This is a genomic window from Maritalea porphyrae, from assembly GCF_030159895.1.
GTDB classification, from domain to species: domain Bacteria; phylum Pseudomonadota; class Alphaproteobacteria; order Rhizobiales; family Devosiaceae; genus Maritalea; species Maritalea porphyrae.
In genome coordinates, this window is record NZ_BSNI01000002.1 from 1,753,560 (window position 1) to 1,770,343 (window position 16,784).

At 49.0% G+C, this 16,784-nt stretch carries 14 protein-coding genes and 1 tRNA gene; 8 read left to right on the forward strand and 7 right to left on the reverse strand.

The annotated features are described in order from the left end of the window. Nucleotides 1–174: 174 nt before the first annotated feature. The 3 genes from QQL65_RS11975 to QQL65_RS11985 all read right to left on the reverse strand — a co-directional run bounded on the left by QQL65_RS11975 (nucleotide 175) and on the right by QQL65_RS11985 (nucleotide 4,934). A complete protein-coding gene (locus QQL65_RS11975; RefSeq protein ID WP_284364836.1) occupies nucleotides 175–1,863 on the reverse strand; it encodes a sensor domain-containing diguanylate cyclase in 1,689 nt (562 codons plus the stop codon). A 358-nt stretch (nucleotides 1,864–2,221) separates the two neighbouring features. Next, nucleotides 2,222–3,034, reverse strand: a complete 813-nt coding sequence (locus tag QQL65_RS11980) for a DUF4344 domain-containing metallopeptidase (protein WP_284364837.1) — start codon at nucleotides 3,032–3,034, stop codon at nucleotides 2,222–2,224. Nucleotides 3,035–3,044: 10 nt separating this feature from the next. Beyond that, the gene (locus QQL65_RS11985) at nucleotides 3,045–4,934 is read right to left on the reverse strand and encodes an ABC-F family ATP-binding cassette domain-containing protein (protein WP_284364838.1); all 1,890 of its coding nucleotides are present in this window, start codon (nucleotides 4,932–4,934) and stop codon (nucleotides 3,045–3,047) included. 183 nt (nucleotides 4,935–5,117) lie between these two features. Here QQL65_RS11985 and QQL65_RS11990 point away from each other — a divergent pair, with 183 nt between their 5' ends. The 4 genes from QQL65_RS11990 to QQL65_RS12005 all read left to right on the forward strand — a co-directional run bounded on the left by QQL65_RS11990 (nucleotide 5,118) and on the right by QQL65_RS12005 (nucleotide 9,240). Next, nucleotides 5,118–5,558, forward strand: a complete 441-nt coding sequence (locus QQL65_RS11990) for a hypothetical protein (protein ID WP_284364839.1) — start codon at nucleotides 5,118–5,120, stop codon at nucleotides 5,556–5,558. A gap of 107 nt (nucleotides 5,559–5,665) precedes the next feature. Further along, nucleotides 5,666–6,088 (forward strand): nucleoside-diphosphate kinase, encoded by a 423-nt coding sequence (ndk, locus tag QQL65_RS11995; RefSeq protein WP_284364840.1) that lies wholly within the window; start codon nucleotides 5,666–5,668, stop codon nucleotides 6,086–6,088. Between the two features lie 142 nt (nucleotides 6,089–6,230). Further along, nucleotides 6,231–8,321, forward strand: coding sequence for a molybdopterin-dependent oxidoreductase (locus tag QQL65_RS12000; RefSeq protein WP_284364841.1), 2,091 nt, complete (start codon nucleotides 6,231–6,233; stop codon nucleotides 8,319–8,321). Between the two features lie 145 nt (nucleotides 8,322–8,466). Next, nucleotides 8,467–9,240, forward strand: a complete 774-nt coding sequence (locus QQL65_RS12005; protein WP_284364842.1) for a hypothetical protein — start codon at nucleotides 8,467–8,469, stop codon at nucleotides 9,238–9,240. Nucleotides 9,241–9,297: 57 nt separating this feature from the next. On the opposite strand, the gene QQL65_RS12010 is transcribed toward QQL65_RS12005, so the two are convergent. Then, on the reverse strand, nucleotides 9,298–10,065 hold the full coding sequence (locus QQL65_RS12010) for a sulfite exporter TauE/SafE family protein (RefSeq protein ID WP_284364843.1): 768 nt from the start codon (nucleotides 10,063–10,065) through the stop codon (nucleotides 9,298–9,300). 170 nt (nucleotides 10,066–10,235) lie between these two features. Between QQL65_RS12010 and QQL65_RS12015 the strand changes: the two genes are divergently transcribed. Next, nucleotides 10,236–10,940: a glutathione S-transferase N-terminal domain-containing protein gene (locus tag QQL65_RS12015; RefSeq protein WP_284364844.1), complete on the forward strand. Its 705-nt coding sequence runs from the start codon at nucleotides 10,236–10,238 to the stop codon at nucleotides 10,938–10,940. A 119-nt stretch (nucleotides 10,941–11,059) separates the two neighbouring features. Here QQL65_RS12015 and QQL65_RS12020 read toward each other — a convergent pair whose 3' ends face one another. Beyond that, entirely contained in the window at nucleotides 11,060–11,464 is a 405-nt protein-coding gene (locus QQL65_RS12020) for a DUF2147 domain-containing protein (RefSeq protein WP_284364846.1), read from the reverse strand. Between the two features lie 134 nt (nucleotides 11,465–11,598). Between QQL65_RS12020 and QQL65_RS12025 the strand changes: the two genes are divergently transcribed. Further along, nucleotides 11,599–11,688 (forward strand) — tRNA-Ser (locus QQL65_RS12025). Between the two features lie 315 nt (nucleotides 11,689–12,003). On the opposite strand, the gene QQL65_RS12030 is transcribed toward QQL65_RS12025, so the two are convergent. Then, complete coding sequence (locus tag QQL65_RS12030; RefSeq protein ID WP_284364847.1) at nucleotides 12,004–12,450, reverse strand: LysR substrate-binding domain-containing protein; 447 nt, start codon at nucleotides 12,448–12,450, stop codon at nucleotides 12,004–12,006. Nucleotides 12,451–12,566: 116 nt separating this feature from the next. Continuing rightward, on the reverse strand, nucleotides 12,567–13,589 hold the full coding sequence (locus tag QQL65_RS12035; protein WP_284364849.1) for a LacI family DNA-binding transcriptional regulator: 1,023 nt from the start codon (nucleotides 13,587–13,589) through the stop codon (nucleotides 12,567–12,569). A 192-nt stretch (nucleotides 13,590–13,781) separates the two neighbouring features. Between QQL65_RS12035 and QQL65_RS12040 the strand changes: the two genes are divergently transcribed. Then, entirely contained in the window at nucleotides 13,782–15,584 is a 1,803-nt protein-coding gene (locus QQL65_RS12040) for an IlvD/Edd family dehydratase (protein WP_284364850.1), read from the forward strand. A 41-nt stretch (nucleotides 15,585–15,625) separates the two neighbouring features. Further along, nucleotides 15,626–16,765 carry a fumarylacetoacetate hydrolase family protein gene (locus tag QQL65_RS12045; RefSeq protein ID WP_284364879.1) on the forward strand — a complete coding sequence of 380 codons (1,140 nt, stop codon included), beginning with the start codon at nucleotides 15,626–15,628 and terminating at the stop codon, nucleotides 16,763–16,765. Nucleotides 16,766–16,784 lie beyond the last annotated feature (19 nt).

The following is a 16,784-nucleotide window of genomic DNA, read 5'->3' on the forward strand; positions in this document are numbered from 1 at the left end:
CCTCATTATCACAAGATAGAGGGTAGCGCAGGTCACCTTGTCTGAGAAGTATTGTCGTTCCTAAGGCCGTTGTTTTTCTGTGTGTTTTGCAGAAACCAAGGCGCGCGCGAGATCGACAGCTTTGTTTGATTGGCAAACTAAAACACTGTCTCGACAATCAAATTTGTCGATCGGCTAAGCTATGCTCGCAGGTCGCTTGGGGTCATGTCTTGGCGTTTCCAAGTCTTTGTTCGCAACGAGCTCTCGAAAACAATTTCGCCCAGCGGCTTTTGCGGCATACAGTGCACGGTCTGCCTCAACCAGCAATGCATCCTTATTTAGTTCCTTGCCGCTAACCACGGCTGAACCAACGCTGACACCGATTTTGCAATAGTGATCGCCAACGCTAAAAGGACTGCTGAAACGACGAATGATCGTAGCCGCAAGGTCTGCGAAATCCGGTTTTTCTTTTTGTGGTCCGGACAGGGCCACGAATTCGTCGCCGCCAAGACGACATACTAGCATTTTTTCACCGCACAATTCAGCGAGCAGGGTCGCTGCTTGACGTAAAAGGTCATCGCCGACCGCGTGTCCAAATCGATCATTTGCTGCTTTGAAATGGTCTAAATCGAAAGACAGTATGCCAACATGTTCGTTGTCATCCATGCTTGCTGATATTTCATCCAATTTGGCATCGAGCAACCTCCGGTTGGCCAAGCCCGTAAGCGAATCATGGCGGGACTCATAAACGAGCTTTTCGCGCATTTGCTCTAATTCTTTGCTCCGCTCAACATCGTCAGTTACATCGATATTCACGCCTATCAGCATGCCCTTATCGCCTGCATCTGGAATGAACTGGGCCTTGCTGCGAATGTATCGCGTCTCGCCGTCAGTGCGCAAAATGCGATAGTCAGCATTCAAGTCGACACCAACTTGCACTTGTTCTGTCTTTGAAAGCGTTTCTGCCAGGTCATCCGGATGGATTCTACTGGCCCAATAGTCGCCTTCTCTTTCGTTTTCACGGTCCTTAACGCCATAAATCTCGAGCATTCGATCATCCCAAAAAACCTTGTTTTTGGCATAGTCGAATTCGAATAGACCCATTTCTGAGGCTGCGATGGCGAGGCGCGTTTTGTTGTGCAATTGCTTGAGCTCAAACTCCACACGTTTTAGCTCTGTTATATCGGTGTCAGTGCCAACAATGTGACGCGGTTTACCGTCAGAACTGTATTGCATGACTCCGGCCTGGCAGAGTATCCAAACCCAACGCTTTTCAATTCTATGCCAACGGCGGTACTGGAGCTCAAGTTTTCTGGATTCTCCGGCAATTTGGCCCTCAAAGAGCCCCTGCAAGTCTTCTCTGTCTTCGGGATGTATATCGTTCAACCAGTTCGGGTCTTCTTCGTTCACGTCGTCCTTCTCGTTGAAACCACGCATTCTTTTCCAAGCGTTGGTTACATTGAAGATTTCCTTGGAAACGTCATAATCCCAGATGCCATGCTCCAAATGACGAAGAAGATATTGGAGGCGGATGTCTGCATCACAAAGGGAGCAGCGCTCAATAAGGAACTCAACATTTTGGCTGCCCGTTTCGAATGGACAAATCGAAAATGCCTGGGTCGCATCGTCAAGTTCGAGCACGATGGTTCTGCTGTCTTTTGTCGATCCAAACTCCTGGTCGAGCACCCAAGAATGGAAGCTTACATTGTGACAGTTTTTGAAGGTTTCGCCGAAAACACTCGCTTCGTAAGAAATATTGGTTGAGAGTAGGGCCGAAAAGGCATCATTTGCTGCCCTGACGTCACCATGCGCATTCACCACTGCTGTTGGATTTTGCAGCATCTGAAGCAACTTATAGCGATCTTCCAGTTTGGACTTTTCCAAAATAACCAACCCAAGCAAATCTATTCAAGGGCAAATTATCGGGCGAAATACCTAAGAAGTGATTGCGATGGTGCAGATGCAGCGGTGTCACTGTCGTTTCAGGTGTGAAATCTATGACATTGGGCACCGAAGTGGTTTTCAGATTTTCTTATTCGGCTTGCTATGCGCATACATACAGGCGTTGGCCAAACCATTGCGAAATGATGCTTTGCCCAAACGCCAGAACGGTCATTGTGCCCAACCACTAGATGACATCCTTCGTCAACCTCGGGTCAAGCCCGAGTATGACGGGTTAGGGCGTAGTATGACGAGCAAGTAAGGCCGTAGATTCAGCTTTGCTCATTCTCAGCGAAATCCATCACCCTTCAGGGTTTTCCAAAATATCTTCAACAATCAGGTCCAAGAACATCGCGGTGAGTTCATAGCACATGATGACTTCGCTGGCCTCAGGGTCGAAGTAAGCGTTTGGTTCTTCACATGAACGGCCGACAAACTTAACAGCTTGTGGCAATTCGAAAGTTTGCATGATTTCTTCTGACACAACTTCAAGCATCTGCGCGTCTTTGAAAATTTCTGCCGCATACTCAAATTCAGGGTCCGATGGTTCGTACTCCACCGTAATGCGCTGGCCCGCATTGCCTTGCTTAACGAAGGCGTCGCTGAGCCTGATCCAATTCCCTGAGAGTTGTTGATAGTCAAACGCGCAGCCTTCTTGACGATCCTCATCAATGCCAATGTCGGTGGCGACTTTGGCAAAAAGGTCAGGGTCCGCGCCAACCATTAGGCAAACAATTTGGAAGGCGCGCTGGATGTCTAGGCTGTGGCTGTCGTAGAACTCTGCATCTGAAATCACATCATCTGTGGCTGAGTTGTTGGACAAGAACCAGCTGTGCGCAGCGTCCAGCAGCACATTGTCTTTTTCTTCCGTTTCGGCATGCAGCAGCATTAGGGTGGCAATATTGTCTGCCGCATCTTCTTCGCGGCCCAAAATCGGAAGCTCAAATTGGGAAACGAACATGTGGCCGACTTCATGATAAAGCACATAAGCTGCTGCGTTTTGTGCAAAAGCGATCGCCTCAGTCGTTTGCTCGTCAGTCAATTCCTGCGCATGGCTCGCCGCGCCAAACAGTGACCCAACAGCAAACACCAATCCTGCAATCAGCTTTTTCATCATTTTCTCCCTAACGCGCTTGTTGCGCCTGTTCTGCTTCTTCCAACGCCTCGACTTTATCCATCCAATCGGTTTCTGCCAATTCTATTTCTCGTTCGCACTGGGCGCGGTCTTTACCCAATTGCACAGCTTTGTCCGGGTCCTTCTGGAAAAGATCAGGGTCACTTAGTTGCTGATCTAGCTTTTCAAGTTTTTGATTCAGTTTAGAAATGGATGTTTCCAAGCCTTTGATTTCTTTGCGCAAAGGCGAAAGCTCGGCCCGGAGGGCGGCAGCCGCTTTGCGGTCAGCCTTTTTGTCGGCTGGGCTTTGGTCTTTTGTTTTGTCGCTTTTTTCTGACTTGTTGCCAATGATCGAGCGCTGATAGGTATCCAGATCGTAATCGCACACGGAAATGGTGCCATTTTCAGCGATCCAAAGCTGATCCACAGTGGCTTCAATTAAGTGCCGGTCGTGCGAAATGATCAGCACCGCGCCTTCATATTCGTTTAGCGCTTGCACCAACGCATCGCGGCTATCAATGTCGAGGTGGTTGGTCGGCTCGTCCAAAATCAACATGTTTGGACCCGAAAATGTAATCAACCCCATCAAAAGACGCGCACGCTCACCACCAGACAAGTTTTCGGCCAAAGTGTCCATGCGCGACGTGGAAAGTCCCATCTGTGCGACACGCGAACGGCGCTTAGCTTCGCTGTCATAAGGCATTAGCGGTTCAACATGCTCAAGTGGCGTCTGTTTTGGGTTCAGCTTGTCCATCTGGTGCTGTGCAAAGTGCGCCACCTCAAGCTTTCGCGCTTTGGTCAGGCGCCCATCCTGCAATTCCAACTCGTCTGCGAGCAATTTCGCAAAAGTCGATTTACCGTTTCCGTTGATCCCCACAAGAGCGATGCGATCTTCTGGGTCGATGCGTCCATTGATATTGCTTAGGATGCGTGTATTGCCATAGCCAGTCGCGGCATCTTCAAGATCGATAAGTGGCGCAGACACCGCGCGTTTAGGCTGAGGAAAGCTAAAGGGCGACACATGCTCGTCAAACAAAGCGGAAACCGGTTTGATCTTTTCCATGCGTTTTAGACGCGACTGAGCCTGTTTGGCTTTGGTGGCTTTGGCACGGAAGCGCTCCACAAATTTTTGCATATGCTCGAGTTGTTCGAGCTGCTTTTCGCGCTGCTTGTTGTTCAACTCCATTTGCAGGCGACGATTGGCTTCGAACTGGTCATATTGGCCGCGATAAAATGTCAGGCCGCCGCGTTCCAAATGCACAATCGAATTCACCGCCTTGTTGAGCAAATCCCGATCGTGGCTGATCATGAAAACAGTGTAGGGGTAGTTCGCCAAATAGCGCTCTAGCCATAGTGTGCCCTCAAGGTCCAAATAGTTGGTCGGCTCATCCAATAACAAAAGATCGGGCTTTGAAAACAATACGCCAGCAAGCGACACGCGCATCCGCCAACCACCAGAAAGATTAGCACAAGGTTCGCCTTGCTTTTCGGTCGAAAAGCCAAGACCCTTTAGTACGGAACTGGCGCGCGCCTCCGCAGAATGGGATTCTATTTCCGCAAGACGAGTGTGGATTTCGCCAATCCGAAGCGGGTCGGTGGCTACTTCAGCTTCTTGCAACAAAGACAGTCGCTCTTTGTCGGCGCTTAAAACGATGTCCATCACACTATCGGACGTTGCGGGCGCTTCTTGCGCAACCGCGCCAATGCGCGCACGTTGATGAATTTCAAAGTCACCACCATCTGCCGCGATTTCGCCCTGCAATATCTTAAACAGCGTGGTTTTGCCTGAGCCATTGCGCCCGACAAATCCTGCCTTGGCACCGGTGGGCAAAGTCAGCGTCGCGTTCTCAAAAAGCGTGCGACCTTCAATTAGATATGTCAGGTTTGTGATTTGCAGCATGGCGGCCAATTTGCTTGTTTTGCGGCACACGGCAAGAAACTAAGCGGAACAGTTCCAGACGTATGGCGAGAGTTCATTATGTTTGATTTTTGCGCTTTTACGTGAAGATAGGGGGTGTTGGCCATTGTTTTTCTGCCACAACCTCGCGAAAACAAAGGCATTTACCTGCGTGGGACCAAAGATATGAAAATTATACGCATCGCAACAGGGCTGGTGGTGCTCGCACTTTTGGTCGCACAGCTGGCTTGGAACGGTTCTGAGGAAAGTACGGGAATATCCCAGAATGATCGGGCAGATTTCAATCCAAATGAAGCGCCCAAAGAAGCCATTCAGCGCGCATGGCGCACTGCCGATAACACAGTGTTTTTGCAATATACCTATTCAGCGCCCAACCAATGTTGGCAAAACGGCAACACCCAATCCTTGACTTTGCAAGATGACATGGCTGTGCTTACCATCGTCCCAAGCATAAAAGAAGCAATCTGCGCGCAGGTGCTAACGGCTCTAACTTACGACCAAGCAATTGAGATTAAAAAGGAAATCGAGGTGCTTGCGGTCGTTGTTGAGCACCCGGAGGGTGGGCAGATCGAGCGAAACGAGCTTTGGATCGAACCTAACGAATAGGCGATTGGAAATTTGCTTTGAAAATGAGGCATTCCAAGGGTTGTGTCTTGGCAAAAGTCAGCGTAAAACCGCCGCCAAATTCTTCCCCGAACCTTTAAGGACATAAAATGGCTCTGGAACGCACATTTTCAATCATCAAGCCTGACGCAACAAAGCGTAACCTAACTGGCAAAATCGTCGCTAAATTTGAAGAGGCTGGCCTTCGTGTTGTTGCTTCAAAGCGCATTCACATGACAAAAGAGCAAGCTGAAGGCTTTTACGCTGTACACAAAGAACGTCCTTTCTTTGGTGAGCTTGTAGAATTCATGATTTCTGAGCCAGTTGTTGTTCAGGTTCTTGAAGGCGAAGACGCAATCGCGAAAAACCGCGAAGTTATGGGCGCAACAAACCCAGCAGAAGCTGCCGACGGCACAATCCGCAAAGAATTCGCGCTTTCAATCGGTGAAAACTCTGTACACGGTTCAGATGCACCAGAGACAGCTGCTGAAGAAATCAAATACTTCTTCTCGGACGACGAGATCGTTGGCTAACTAGCCAAGGTATCTTGCAAAAATTTGTGGGGCTGCATTCCTTTGGGTTTGCAGCCCTTTTTTATGCGTCGTGCTTGACAAATCAAGCTTCAAATTGGCTCTATGGGCTTGTCGAAACCCAATTTGCCAACAGGCACCCCAAATGAACAAACCAATCGTGCGCTCTGTTGAGCGTAGCGTGTGTCCGCACGACTGCCCATCCACCTGCGCGCTGGATGTCGAAATTCTTGATGACCACACAATTGGCCGGGTACGCGGGGCGAAAGACGACCCCTATACGGCAGGTGTGATTTGCGAAAAAGTGGCGCGGTATGCTGAGCGCGTGCACCACCCTAATCGCGTTACGCATCCATTGAAACGAGTCGGTGCCAAGGGAGCGGGGCATTGGAAGCAAGTGAGCTGGGACGAAGCGCTAGATGATATTGCTGAGCGTTTTCTGCAAATAGAAAAAGAGCACGGCGCAGAAGCAATTTGGCCATATTTCTACGCCGGCACAATGGGACATGTGATGCGCGACGGCATCGAGCGACTGCGCAATGCAAAAAGCTACTCGCGCCAATATGGCACTATTTGTTCCATGATTTCTTGGGCGGGGTTTGTTACCGGCACAGGCAAATTAATGGGCGTAAACCCAGAAGAAATGGCCAAATCCGATGTGGTGGTCATTTGGGGAACCAACCCGGTGCATACACAAGTCAATGTGATGACTCACGCCATGCGTGCCCGTAAAGAACGTGGCGCAAAGATTGTTGTGGTTGATATATACAATACGGCAACCATGCAGCAGGCCGATTTGGGATTGATTTTGCGACCCGGCACTGATGGTGCCTTAGCCTGCGCGGTGATGCACATTCTCCTACGCGACGGGCTCGCCGATCGTGAATATATGAGTAAATTCACAGACTTCAATCCAGAATTTGAATCTCATCTAGAAGATAAAACGCCAAAATGGGCTGCTCAAATCACCGGCCTAGCAGTTGAGCAAATTGAAGAGTTTGCCGCGCTCGTGGGGCAAAATCGCAAGAGCTATTTCCGGCTTGGTTATGGTTTCACCAGGCAACGCAATGGTGCGGTGGCAATGCATTCTGCTTTGTCTATTCCCGCGATGACCGGAGCTTGGATGGAAGAGGGCGGCGGCGCTTTCCATTCAAACTCAGGCACTTGGGCGCTTGATAAGACGGACCTTGAAGGTAAAGACTTGACCGATGGATCTGCGCGTTTGCTCGATATGTGCGAGATTGGGCCCATCCTTACCGGCGAGAAGCAAGCGCTCAAAGGTGGCGGTGCGGTTAAAGCACTTTTGATTCAGAACACCAATCCAATGGTTGTTGCGCCAGAGCAAGCTAAGGTCAAACAGGGCTTTGCTCGTGAAGATCTGTTTACGGTAGTGCATGAGCAATTCATGACAGAAACTGCCAAAATGGCGGACTATGTGTTGCCCGCCACCATGTTCTTAGAGCATAGCGACTATTATACGCGCGGTGGACACACGCGCATTTTATACGGCCCGAAACTGATTGAAGCGCCGGGTGAAGCAAAATCAAATCACTGGCTTTTTGCCCAATTGGCGCGACGGCTAGGCGTCAGTTCTGATGTGTTTGAAATGTCAGATGATGAGCTAATTGATCACACCTTTGTTAAATCCGACATCGGTTCGCTGTCTAATTTTGCGGAAACTCGGTTTGTTGATCGGGCGAATGCGCAAGACATTGCGCATTACCGTAGTGGATTTGCTTGGTCGGACGGTAAGTATAGGTTTGCCCCCAATTGGGAAGAAACACGTCAAACAAAAGGCGTCGAGTGGGTTTGCGATCCTTCAATTATGCCAAAATTTGCGGACCATTGGGATGTTAACGAAAAGTGCGATGAATTGCACCCATTCCGATTGGCAACGAGTCCAGCACGAGCTTTCTTGAACTCTTCGTTTAACGAAACCCCCGGGTCGCAAAAACGGGAGGGGCAGCCAAAGGCGTTGTTGCATCCACTAGACGCTGCACGACTACAAATTGGGAACGGCGATTGGATTCAAGTTGGCAACAAACGCGGGGAAGTGACTCTATCCGCTGTGCTTTACGACGGAATCCAAACGAGCGTAATCATTGTTGAAGGGCTCCACAAGAACGATTCACATCCAGATAGTTCCGGAATTAACACGTTGATCGGCTCGGATCCGGTGCCTCCGTTTGGTGGCGCTGCTTTTCATGACTGTGCGGTGTGGGTAAGTAGAAGCTAGTTAATTTGTATTCTCTATGCATTCCCAAACGGAATCGGCGGCCAGAAACCGCAGAAATTGGCAAAAACTAAGCAATTTCACTATTCACATTTTTGAATATGTATGGTTACTTTTGATTAACAATAATCAAGGGAGGCGCTGTTCAGTGAAAAAGACGTCGCTTGCATTCGGCTGTTTGGCGACAGCATTGTTGATGTCAACCAGCGCATTTGGACAACAAGCCGTATCGCAACCAAACGGAAAAATTGAGTTTGAGGGCGGCGGATACTTAAATCCGTTTGCGGGGCAATATGCAGCAGGTGTTTCCTTCGCTGCGCCGATGGGTGATCAGTTTGGTATTCAAGTTGATGCTGCAATTCACAACAGATCAAACTCTGTTACCACCGGCGGTGCAATTCACCTGTTTACACGCGACCCTGAAAGCTATTTGGCAGGTGCCGCTGCTGGCTATGTAATGACCGATGCTGCGAAGCTGTTCGCAGTGGGCCCTGAGGTTGAGCTCTATGTCGATCAATTGACGCTGGAAGCTTGGGCAGGTTGGGCGAACGTTGACTATGTGTCGCCCTTCAGAACCGATGCGAGTGGATATTTTGCTTTGGCCGACATTGCGTACTATGCAACCGACAATACGCGCCTCAGCGTTGGCGGCGGCACCATTTTGGGAACAGAGACCATCAACTTCACGGTCGAGCATTCGTTTGTAGAGTCTGCTTTGCCATTCTCATTGACGGGTAAACTGGCTTGGGACGAGGGCTTTGGTACGCGGGCAACGGTTGGGTTCAAGTCCTACTTCGGCGACGAAGGTAAATCCTTGATCGATCGCCACCGTCAGGATGACCCAAGAAATCTTGGCTTGGACATGTTCATCGGCACACTGCCTGCCGAATCTGAGCCTGAGTGCACCGAATGTGATGCATAGCCAATAATTTCCATTGCTAGATGCTTTGAAGCCCGGCCTTGTTGCCGGGTTTTTTGTTTACGCGAAGTACGTTGTGTAGAAGAAATAGACGGTAAGCCCGAAACCATAAACAACAACGAAGTTTCTGATCGACGATGCGGGCAATAAGTAGGAGAGCTTTGCTGCTGCAAACCCGCCAATTGTTGCGCCGATCAACGCAATTGTGCCCGCTTGCCACTCAATCGAGCCACTCATTGAAAAGCGTACGACCGCGGTAATTGACACTAGAAACGAGATGAGCAATTTAAGACCATTCATGGCATTTAAGTCTTGGTATCCGGCAAGGACTAAATAGGCCAGCAGGATTATGCCCAGTCCTGCATTGAAGAAGCCGCCATAAAAGCAAATAAGCGCTAAGAATACCGTCGTAACAATCGCGCCAGTACGTGCACCATTTTTGCTGGTTGTTCGGCGGTTCGCCATCCATTGATTGAACTGTCCACCAAAAGTAAAAGCAACTACCGCAAATAACATCAACCAGGGGATTAGTCCTTCAAACTGCGCGTCTGAAACCCGCAGCAATGCTTCGGCACCCAAAAATCCAGCAACAAGTGCGATAATGGAATAGACAAGCAGTTTGTCCTTGTGACGCAAAATATCTTGCCAAAAGCCGATAGCGCCACTGCCATATCCTGGTAAACATGCATAAGTGTTGGTGGCATTGGCCATGATTGGTGGCACGCCAACAAACAAAAGCGCTGGAAATATTACAAAAGAGCCACCGCCGGCCAAAGAATTCAGCGCGCCGGCCAAAAGGCCCGCGGCAAAGAGAATTAGTATTTCCACGTTTGTTGCCTCGTACGTGTATTTCGGCCCACAATAGCCCATCGTTCGCGTCCATAGATAGGACGAAGTTGTGACAAATCGTCCAAACACAAAAACGTGTCTATGCGTCACTTGAAGCTTTATCGTAATTGTACGATAAATAGACGAGTATTATTTGAAAAGGGTAGATTATGTCCGCAATTCAGACGCAGCCGATCGAGCTATATTATTGGCCAACCCCCAATGGCTTTAAGATCTCGATACTACTTGAAGAACTGGGTGTGCCTTACACATTGAAGTTGGTGAATATTGGTCGAGGCGAGCAGTTTGAGCCCGATTTTCTCAAGATTGCGCCGAATAATCGAATGCCTGCGATAATTGACCCTGAAGGTCCGGGCGGCAAGCCAATCTCTGTTTTCGAATCTGGCGCCATTATGAAATATCTGGGCGAGAAATTTGACAAGTTCTACCCCGCCGATTTGCGCCAACGGGTTGCCGTTGATGAATGGCTGATGTGGCAAATGGGCGGCTTTGGCCCAATGCTCGGTCAAAACCACCATTTCGGCAAATATGCGCCAGAAAAGATTCCTTATGCAATCAAGCGATATGTCGACGAAGCCAACCGGCTATATGGCGTACTAAATCGTCGCCTTGAAGGCCGTGATTTTGTGGTTGATGACTATTCAATTGCGGACATGGCTATTATCGGTTGGGCGCTTGGCCATGAAGGTCAACAAATTGACATCAATGAACACCCAAACGTCAAAAACTGGATTGATCGGATGTTGGCGCGTCCTGCCGTGCAAGTTGGGCTAGCCGTTGGCAAAAAGGAACGGGAGCAGCTGAACATTGCATCTGACAAAGAAGCTCAAAAGGTTTTGTTCGGCCAGCGCTAAGAATTCAGGAGAGGGGGTCAGAATCCAATTCTGACCCAATCTTCAAGAAGACACAAAACTCTCAAGACACAACCACGCACGCGCAGCTCATTCTCGCTCAGCAGCTCTAAACTGCCTTGTTACATTTTGCCGTCAAATGGATTGTGGAGCTCTCCCGGCAATTTGCATTGAATTATATCTGCACTCACGCGAAGCAAAGGCATGCCCAATATCGGTCGGCCACCGAGCGCCGGGTCAGGGTTGCGAATGTCGCGTAAACCCGATTTGGCCGGCTTAGAGACTATGCCGTAGAAATCGTCCCCGCATCTCTCTATTGTGATCTCGGCTTTGTCTTTGGTCAGCCAAGTACCAGTTGGGTCGTTCGCCAACGCAGCTGGTGAAGTCAGAATTGCTAGCAATAGCATAGTGATAGCAATTGAATTTCGATAAAGTTTTTCTCCAAACAAGGCTTTTTCTTGATCTGTATCAGCATTCAAACTTGGCCAAATTTCAACGTTCGCTAAGTGACCCATTTGTTGCGGCAATGCATGCCTCGATAATCCAATGATATGATTGCGCTTGCCCTAAATTGCAACGCGCGAAAATAATTGAACAGAATCTGCATAAAAATATGACGAGAGACTTGATTTGCATGCCGGATTGAGATTTAAGCGCCCGTGGAGAGGTGGCCGAGTGGTCGAAGGCGCGCCCCTGCTAAGGGCGTAGGCGGGTAACTGTCTCGAGGGTTCGAATCCCTTCCTCTCCGCCATTACTTTTACGTGAAGTTGTGCTTGTTGGTAGGGACGCTGCCGCCCCCGCTACATTGCTCGTATCTGTAATCATTTTTTGGCTTAGTGATCAGTGTTCGCCAGATGTCGAACTCAGTCTCGCTGTAAGTAGTGAACAATACTGTTTGTCATGTTAGCCTCGTCGGAATCCTTCCCTAACAAATTTCTTGATTTATTACTCTCCGAAACACAGCTTTCGCCTGTATTGAATGGGTGTAAGGATGCGATAGTTTCACTCATGTTCGTGAACAAGTGCGAGTAAATTTGGTTATCAATTTCGGCAGCTAACGGGGTTGCTAAGACAAGTCGGCGAGCCCTTTGTATTTCATTTGTTCAAAAATGGCGCTGTCTAGCTCATAGACTTTTTCTACTTCACCTTTAGCTAACTTCGCAGCAGGGGTTAGCACCTGATCATGACGAGTTAACAGCGAGTAGGTCTCAACGCTAATATCTAAGTCCAAGTCAATTTGGGCAATTGCACCTTGGCGCATGAATTCATCGGCCACTGACTTCGCAATGGGAGCGATAGCATTGGTGTTCCGTATGGTAGCCAAGGTAAATAAAAAGGACGAAGTTGACAGAACGCGTTTTGGATAGCCCATCTTATGATTACGCAAATATCTTTCTACGGTGGTGCGCAAAATCGCACCAATTGGCGGCAAAACCCAGTCTTGCGACAAAAGCTCGACGAATCTATCCACGATGTGGAAGAAGCTAGCAACTAGTTCCTTTAGTGCTCCCATATACTTATGTGACGAGGGGCAAGTATTCTCACCATATTAACACTAATCGATTGTTTAGGCGTTGTTTTGCTGTAAGCAGGCCGAACAAGAGACTGCTCCGATTGGCTGATGCTTTTTTACGAACTAGATGAATTTTCCAGCAAGTTCCCCAATCGAATTTGTGGTTCAAGAACTATTTTTTCAGATTCAATGCTCATCTCGCCGGTACACCTTCTCAATAGAATCTTCGCGGCTGCCGACCCGATGCCTGCGCGGTCCGTTACGGAAGTGCCTAGTTTGCCGGGAAAGCAATTTGAGATGTCCATGCCGTTGAAACCGATCAATGCCAAATCTTCTGGGACTGCAATCTGCTTTTCGATACACCTGAATAATGCACCGGCTGCAATGTCGTCGTTCGAAAAGTAGATGCAGTCCAACTCTGGATGAGCTGATAACGCTTCATCGACAAGTCCACGGCCGACAGAAATGGTGGATACAGAATCGACATTGTAGTCGCAAACCAGGTTATGCCCCGCTTCATCAAGCGCGCGTATAAATCCGGCTTTTCGTTTGGCAGCGCGAAAATCATTCTCGATAATGCAACCAATAAACCCAATTCTTTCTCGACCGGTTTCTAACAACGCCCTAGCCATATCGTAGCCAGCTTTTTCATGCGAGAAGCCGACAACAGAATCGATGATATCTCCATCCGTATCCATAATTTGAACCAACGGTATTTTTGCCTGCCTCAAGATTAGTTTTGTGCTTTCAGGAAAATTGGTTCCAGTGACAATTAGTCCAGCCGGTCTCCAAGAAAGGATATTCTTGATGACTTCGTACTCCTTTTCCTCATCGTAGTCCGACACGCCAAATACAGGTTGGAAAATTGTATCGTCCAGCGCACCCGTGATGCCGCTCATGACATGAGAAAAAACGATGTTGGTTAGGTTTGGAAGGACCACGCCGATGAGATTTGAATTGGTTTTCGTCAAAGATGCGGCGAGATGGTTGCCGACGTAACCTATTTCTTTTGCGGCTTTTTTGACTTTCTCAACATTCACCTTAGAAACATCGTTTGCGCCGCGGAGCGCGCGCGAGGCCGTCATCTTACTTACTCCTGCAGCCTCAGCAACATCCTTCAACGTTATTTCTTTTTTCAAATTCTCGTCCTTCACGGATAGGAGGTGAATCGCCTCCCCACGCATGTTTCTGAGATTTTAGACCACATTGTTTGGTTGCATTGCCAGAAAAATGTGTTGACCACGCATCGCCGTAGGGGTAAATGTATCGATACCGGTATCGATACCAGTTGTGGTTGCGATGCTTTCGTAGTTTAGAAAATGGGTCCAAAAGTGTCTGCAAAAAGAATAACAGCGCAGCAATTACGCTCTCGGCAGTGGTTTGATAATCCAGACGACCCTGAAATGACGGCGCTGTATCTAGAAAAATACATCAACTATGGCTTAACCTGGGAAGAGCTACGGTCCGGCAAGCCAATAATCGGCATCGCTCAGACTGGTAGCGACCTCAGCCCATGCAATCGACACCATTTGGAACTCACGAAACGGGTGAGAGATGGGATCATTGCAGCGGGGGGAACCCCGCTCGAAATCCCAGTGCACCCAATTCAAGAGACGGGCAAACGCCCAACCGCCAACCTTGATCGCAATCTAACATATTTGGGGCTGGTGGAAGCTTTGCATGGGTATCCGATCGATGCCGTTGTTTTAAATATCGGTTGTGACAAGACCACTCCTGCATTGCTGATGGCAGCCGCAACCGTAGATATACCCGCCATTGCACTCTCTGTTGGTCCAATGCTCAACGGTTGGTTGAATGGAAAACGTGCGGGCTCAGGGACAGTTGTCTGGGAGGCGCGCAAGAAACTCGCCGCTGGAGAAATTGACGATCAGCAGTTTCTCGAGATGGCTGCTGCATCTGTCCCTTCGGTTGGATATTGCAACACAATGGGTACTGCGAGCACGATGAATTCTCTTGCAGAGATTTTGGGAATGCAATTGCCCGGATCTGCATCTATCCCAGCACCATTGCGTGAGCGCGGACAAGTCTCATACCAAACTGGCCAGCGAATTGTCGAAATGGTTTGGGAGGATCTTAAGCCGTCCGATATCATGACGCGCGAAGCATTTGAGAATGCCATTGTTATGTGTTCCGCGTTAGGCGGTTCGACAAATGCCCCCATACATCTGAACGCGATAGCGCGCCATTTGGGGTGCGAGCTGTCGAATGACGATTGGCAACGTTTCGGATATGACATTCCACTATTGGTAAATCTCCAACCTGCCGGGGAATATCTTTCCGAAGATTTTTATAGGGCGGGTGGCGTTCCCGCTGTTGCAGGCAACATGCTTTTTGCCGGCCTTATTCCTAACCCGGATGCGATCACCTGTAATGGGCAAACACTGGCCGCAAACTATGCCGGATCGCCAAGCCATAACGAAGACGTTATTCGTCCGGTTTCTAAACCGATGAAATCCAAAGCTGGTTTTCTGAACCTAAAGGGCAATCTATTCGAAAGCTCCATCATGAAAACGAGTGTGATCTCTGACGAGTTTCACGAGACATACTTTAACAATGTGGGTGAGCCTGGGACATTTGAAGGCACCGCTATTGTTTTTGATGGGCCCGAAGACTTCAACAAAAGAATAGACGACCCTGCCCTCAATGCAACCGCCTCGAGCATCCTTGTCATGCGGGGAACAGGGCCGCTGGGATATCCGGGCGGGGCCGAAGTCGTGAACATGAGACCGCCGGCCTATCTGCTCAAAAGTGGAGTAACGGCCTTGCCTTGTATTGGTGACGGTCGTCAGTCAGGCACCTCAGGTTCGCCATCAATTCTAAATGCGGCACCCGAAGCTGCGGCAGGTGGGGGGCTTAGCATTCTTAAGACCGGTGACCCAATCAGAATTGACCTCAATGAATGCTCTGTAAACGTCCTGTTAGACGACGACGAAATTGATCGCAGATATGCGGAACTTGAAAAAGCCGGGGGATTTAAAGTGCCAGAAAGCCAGACGCCATGGCAAAAACTGTTTCGTGAGAACGTTAAACAGTTCGACGAAGGCATGGTCTTCGAAGGCGCTACGGAGTTCCGCTCTGTCGCTAAAAAATCAATGCCTCGCAACAACCACTAGTAACAAAACAGGCCAAAAAGAAAGCAAACTGGAATGGAAAAATGTTCACGTTAGATCGCAAAGGCCTTCATGTTGGTCGCGTTTGGAATCCAGAAGTCCAGGGGCCATCGGTAGTCACCGTTCGCGGTGGTATCGTTTTTGATATCACTTCATTTGAGGCGCCGACAGTCCGAGACGTTTTGGAAATGCCTAATCCTGCGGACTATATAAGAACTGTTGCCGGCGCCGAGCTTTGCACCGTCGAAAAATTGGCCGCTGCGAATAGTGTGAACAAAAACGATCTCCATCTGCTTGCTCCGTGCGACTTACAAGCGGTCAAGGCGTGCGGCGTTACCTTTGCAAGTTCCATGGTAGAACGCGTGATCGAAGAGCAGGCTGCAGGTGATGCCGACAAGGCCAATGCCATAAGAGCAAGGATTGGCAACGCAATCGGTGCGAACCTACGCAACGTAAAAGCAGGTTCGCCCGAAGCGCAAAAAGTCAAACAGGCACTGCAAAATGAAGGGCTTTGGAGCCAGTATCTAGAGGTTGGAATTGGACCTGATGCGGAAGTGTTTTCCAAAGCTCAAACGCTTTCAGCAGTTGGATCAGGTGCAGAGGTTGGCATCCATCCAATCTCGAACTGGAACAATCCTGAACCTGAAGTTGTGTTGGCCGTTGCTTCAACAGGTGAAATCAAGGGTGCAACCCTTGGGAACGACGTAAACCTAAGAGATGTCGAAGGTAGGTCTGCGCTTTTATTGTCCAAAGCAAAAGACAATAACGCCTCTTGCGCAATTGGACCATTTATTCGACTTTTCGACGATACTTTTTCGTTGGATGACATCCGACAAGCCGAGGTCGATCTTCTTGTCGAGGGTGACGATGACTATGTGATGCGTGGTCATAGTTCGATGAAGGAAATCAGCAGAGATCCTGCCGATCTCGTATCTCAGGTCATTGGTCGCCACCATCAATATCCTGATGGCTTTATGCTGTTTTTGGGTACGCTTTTTGCCCCAACTGAAGACAGAGACCATCCGGGCCAAGGGTTCACACATAAAATCGGTGACAAGGTCACAATCTCGTCGGCAAAACTTGGCGCGCTAACCAACATCGTTCGCTTTTCAACCGATTGTCCGGAGTGGACGTTTGGGGTGTCTCATTTGATGCGCAATCTTTCTGCCCGAAATCTAATTTAGCTCGAAATTTGGATGTTCA

Bases quoted from the DNA above. Each gene is read 5' to 3' on its own strand.
- QQL65_RS12045 (WP_284364879.1), top strand. From the start codon at position 15,626: ATGTTCACGTTAGATCGCAAAGGCCTTCATGTTGGTCGCGTTTGGAAT.
- QQL65_RS11980 (WP_284364837.1), bottom strand. From the start codon at position 3,034: ATGAAAAAGCTGATTGCAGGATTGGTGTTTGCTGTTGGGTCACTGTTT.
- QQL65_RS12015 (WP_284364844.1), top strand. From the start codon at position 10,236: ATGTCCGCAATTCAGACGCAGCCGATCGAGCTATATTATTGGCCAACC.
- QQL65_RS11990 (WP_284364839.1), top strand. From the start codon at position 5,118: ATGAAAATTATACGCATCGCAACAGGGCTGGTGGTGCTCGCACTTTTG.
- QQL65_RS12000 (WP_284364841.1), top strand. From the start codon at position 6,231: ATGAACAAACCAATCGTGCGCTCTGTTGAGCGTAGCGTGTGTCCGCAC.
- QQL65_RS11985 (WP_284364838.1), bottom strand. From the start codon at position 4,934: ATGCTGCAAATCACAAACCTGACATATCTAATTGAAGGTCGCACGCTT.
- QQL65_RS12030 (WP_284364847.1), bottom strand. From the start codon at position 12,450: ATGGGAGCACTAAAGGAACTAGTTGCTAGCTTCTTCCACATCGTGGAT.
- ndk (WP_284364840.1), top strand. From the start codon at position 5,666: ATGGCTCTGGAACGCACATTTTCAATCATCAAGCCTGACGCAACAAAG.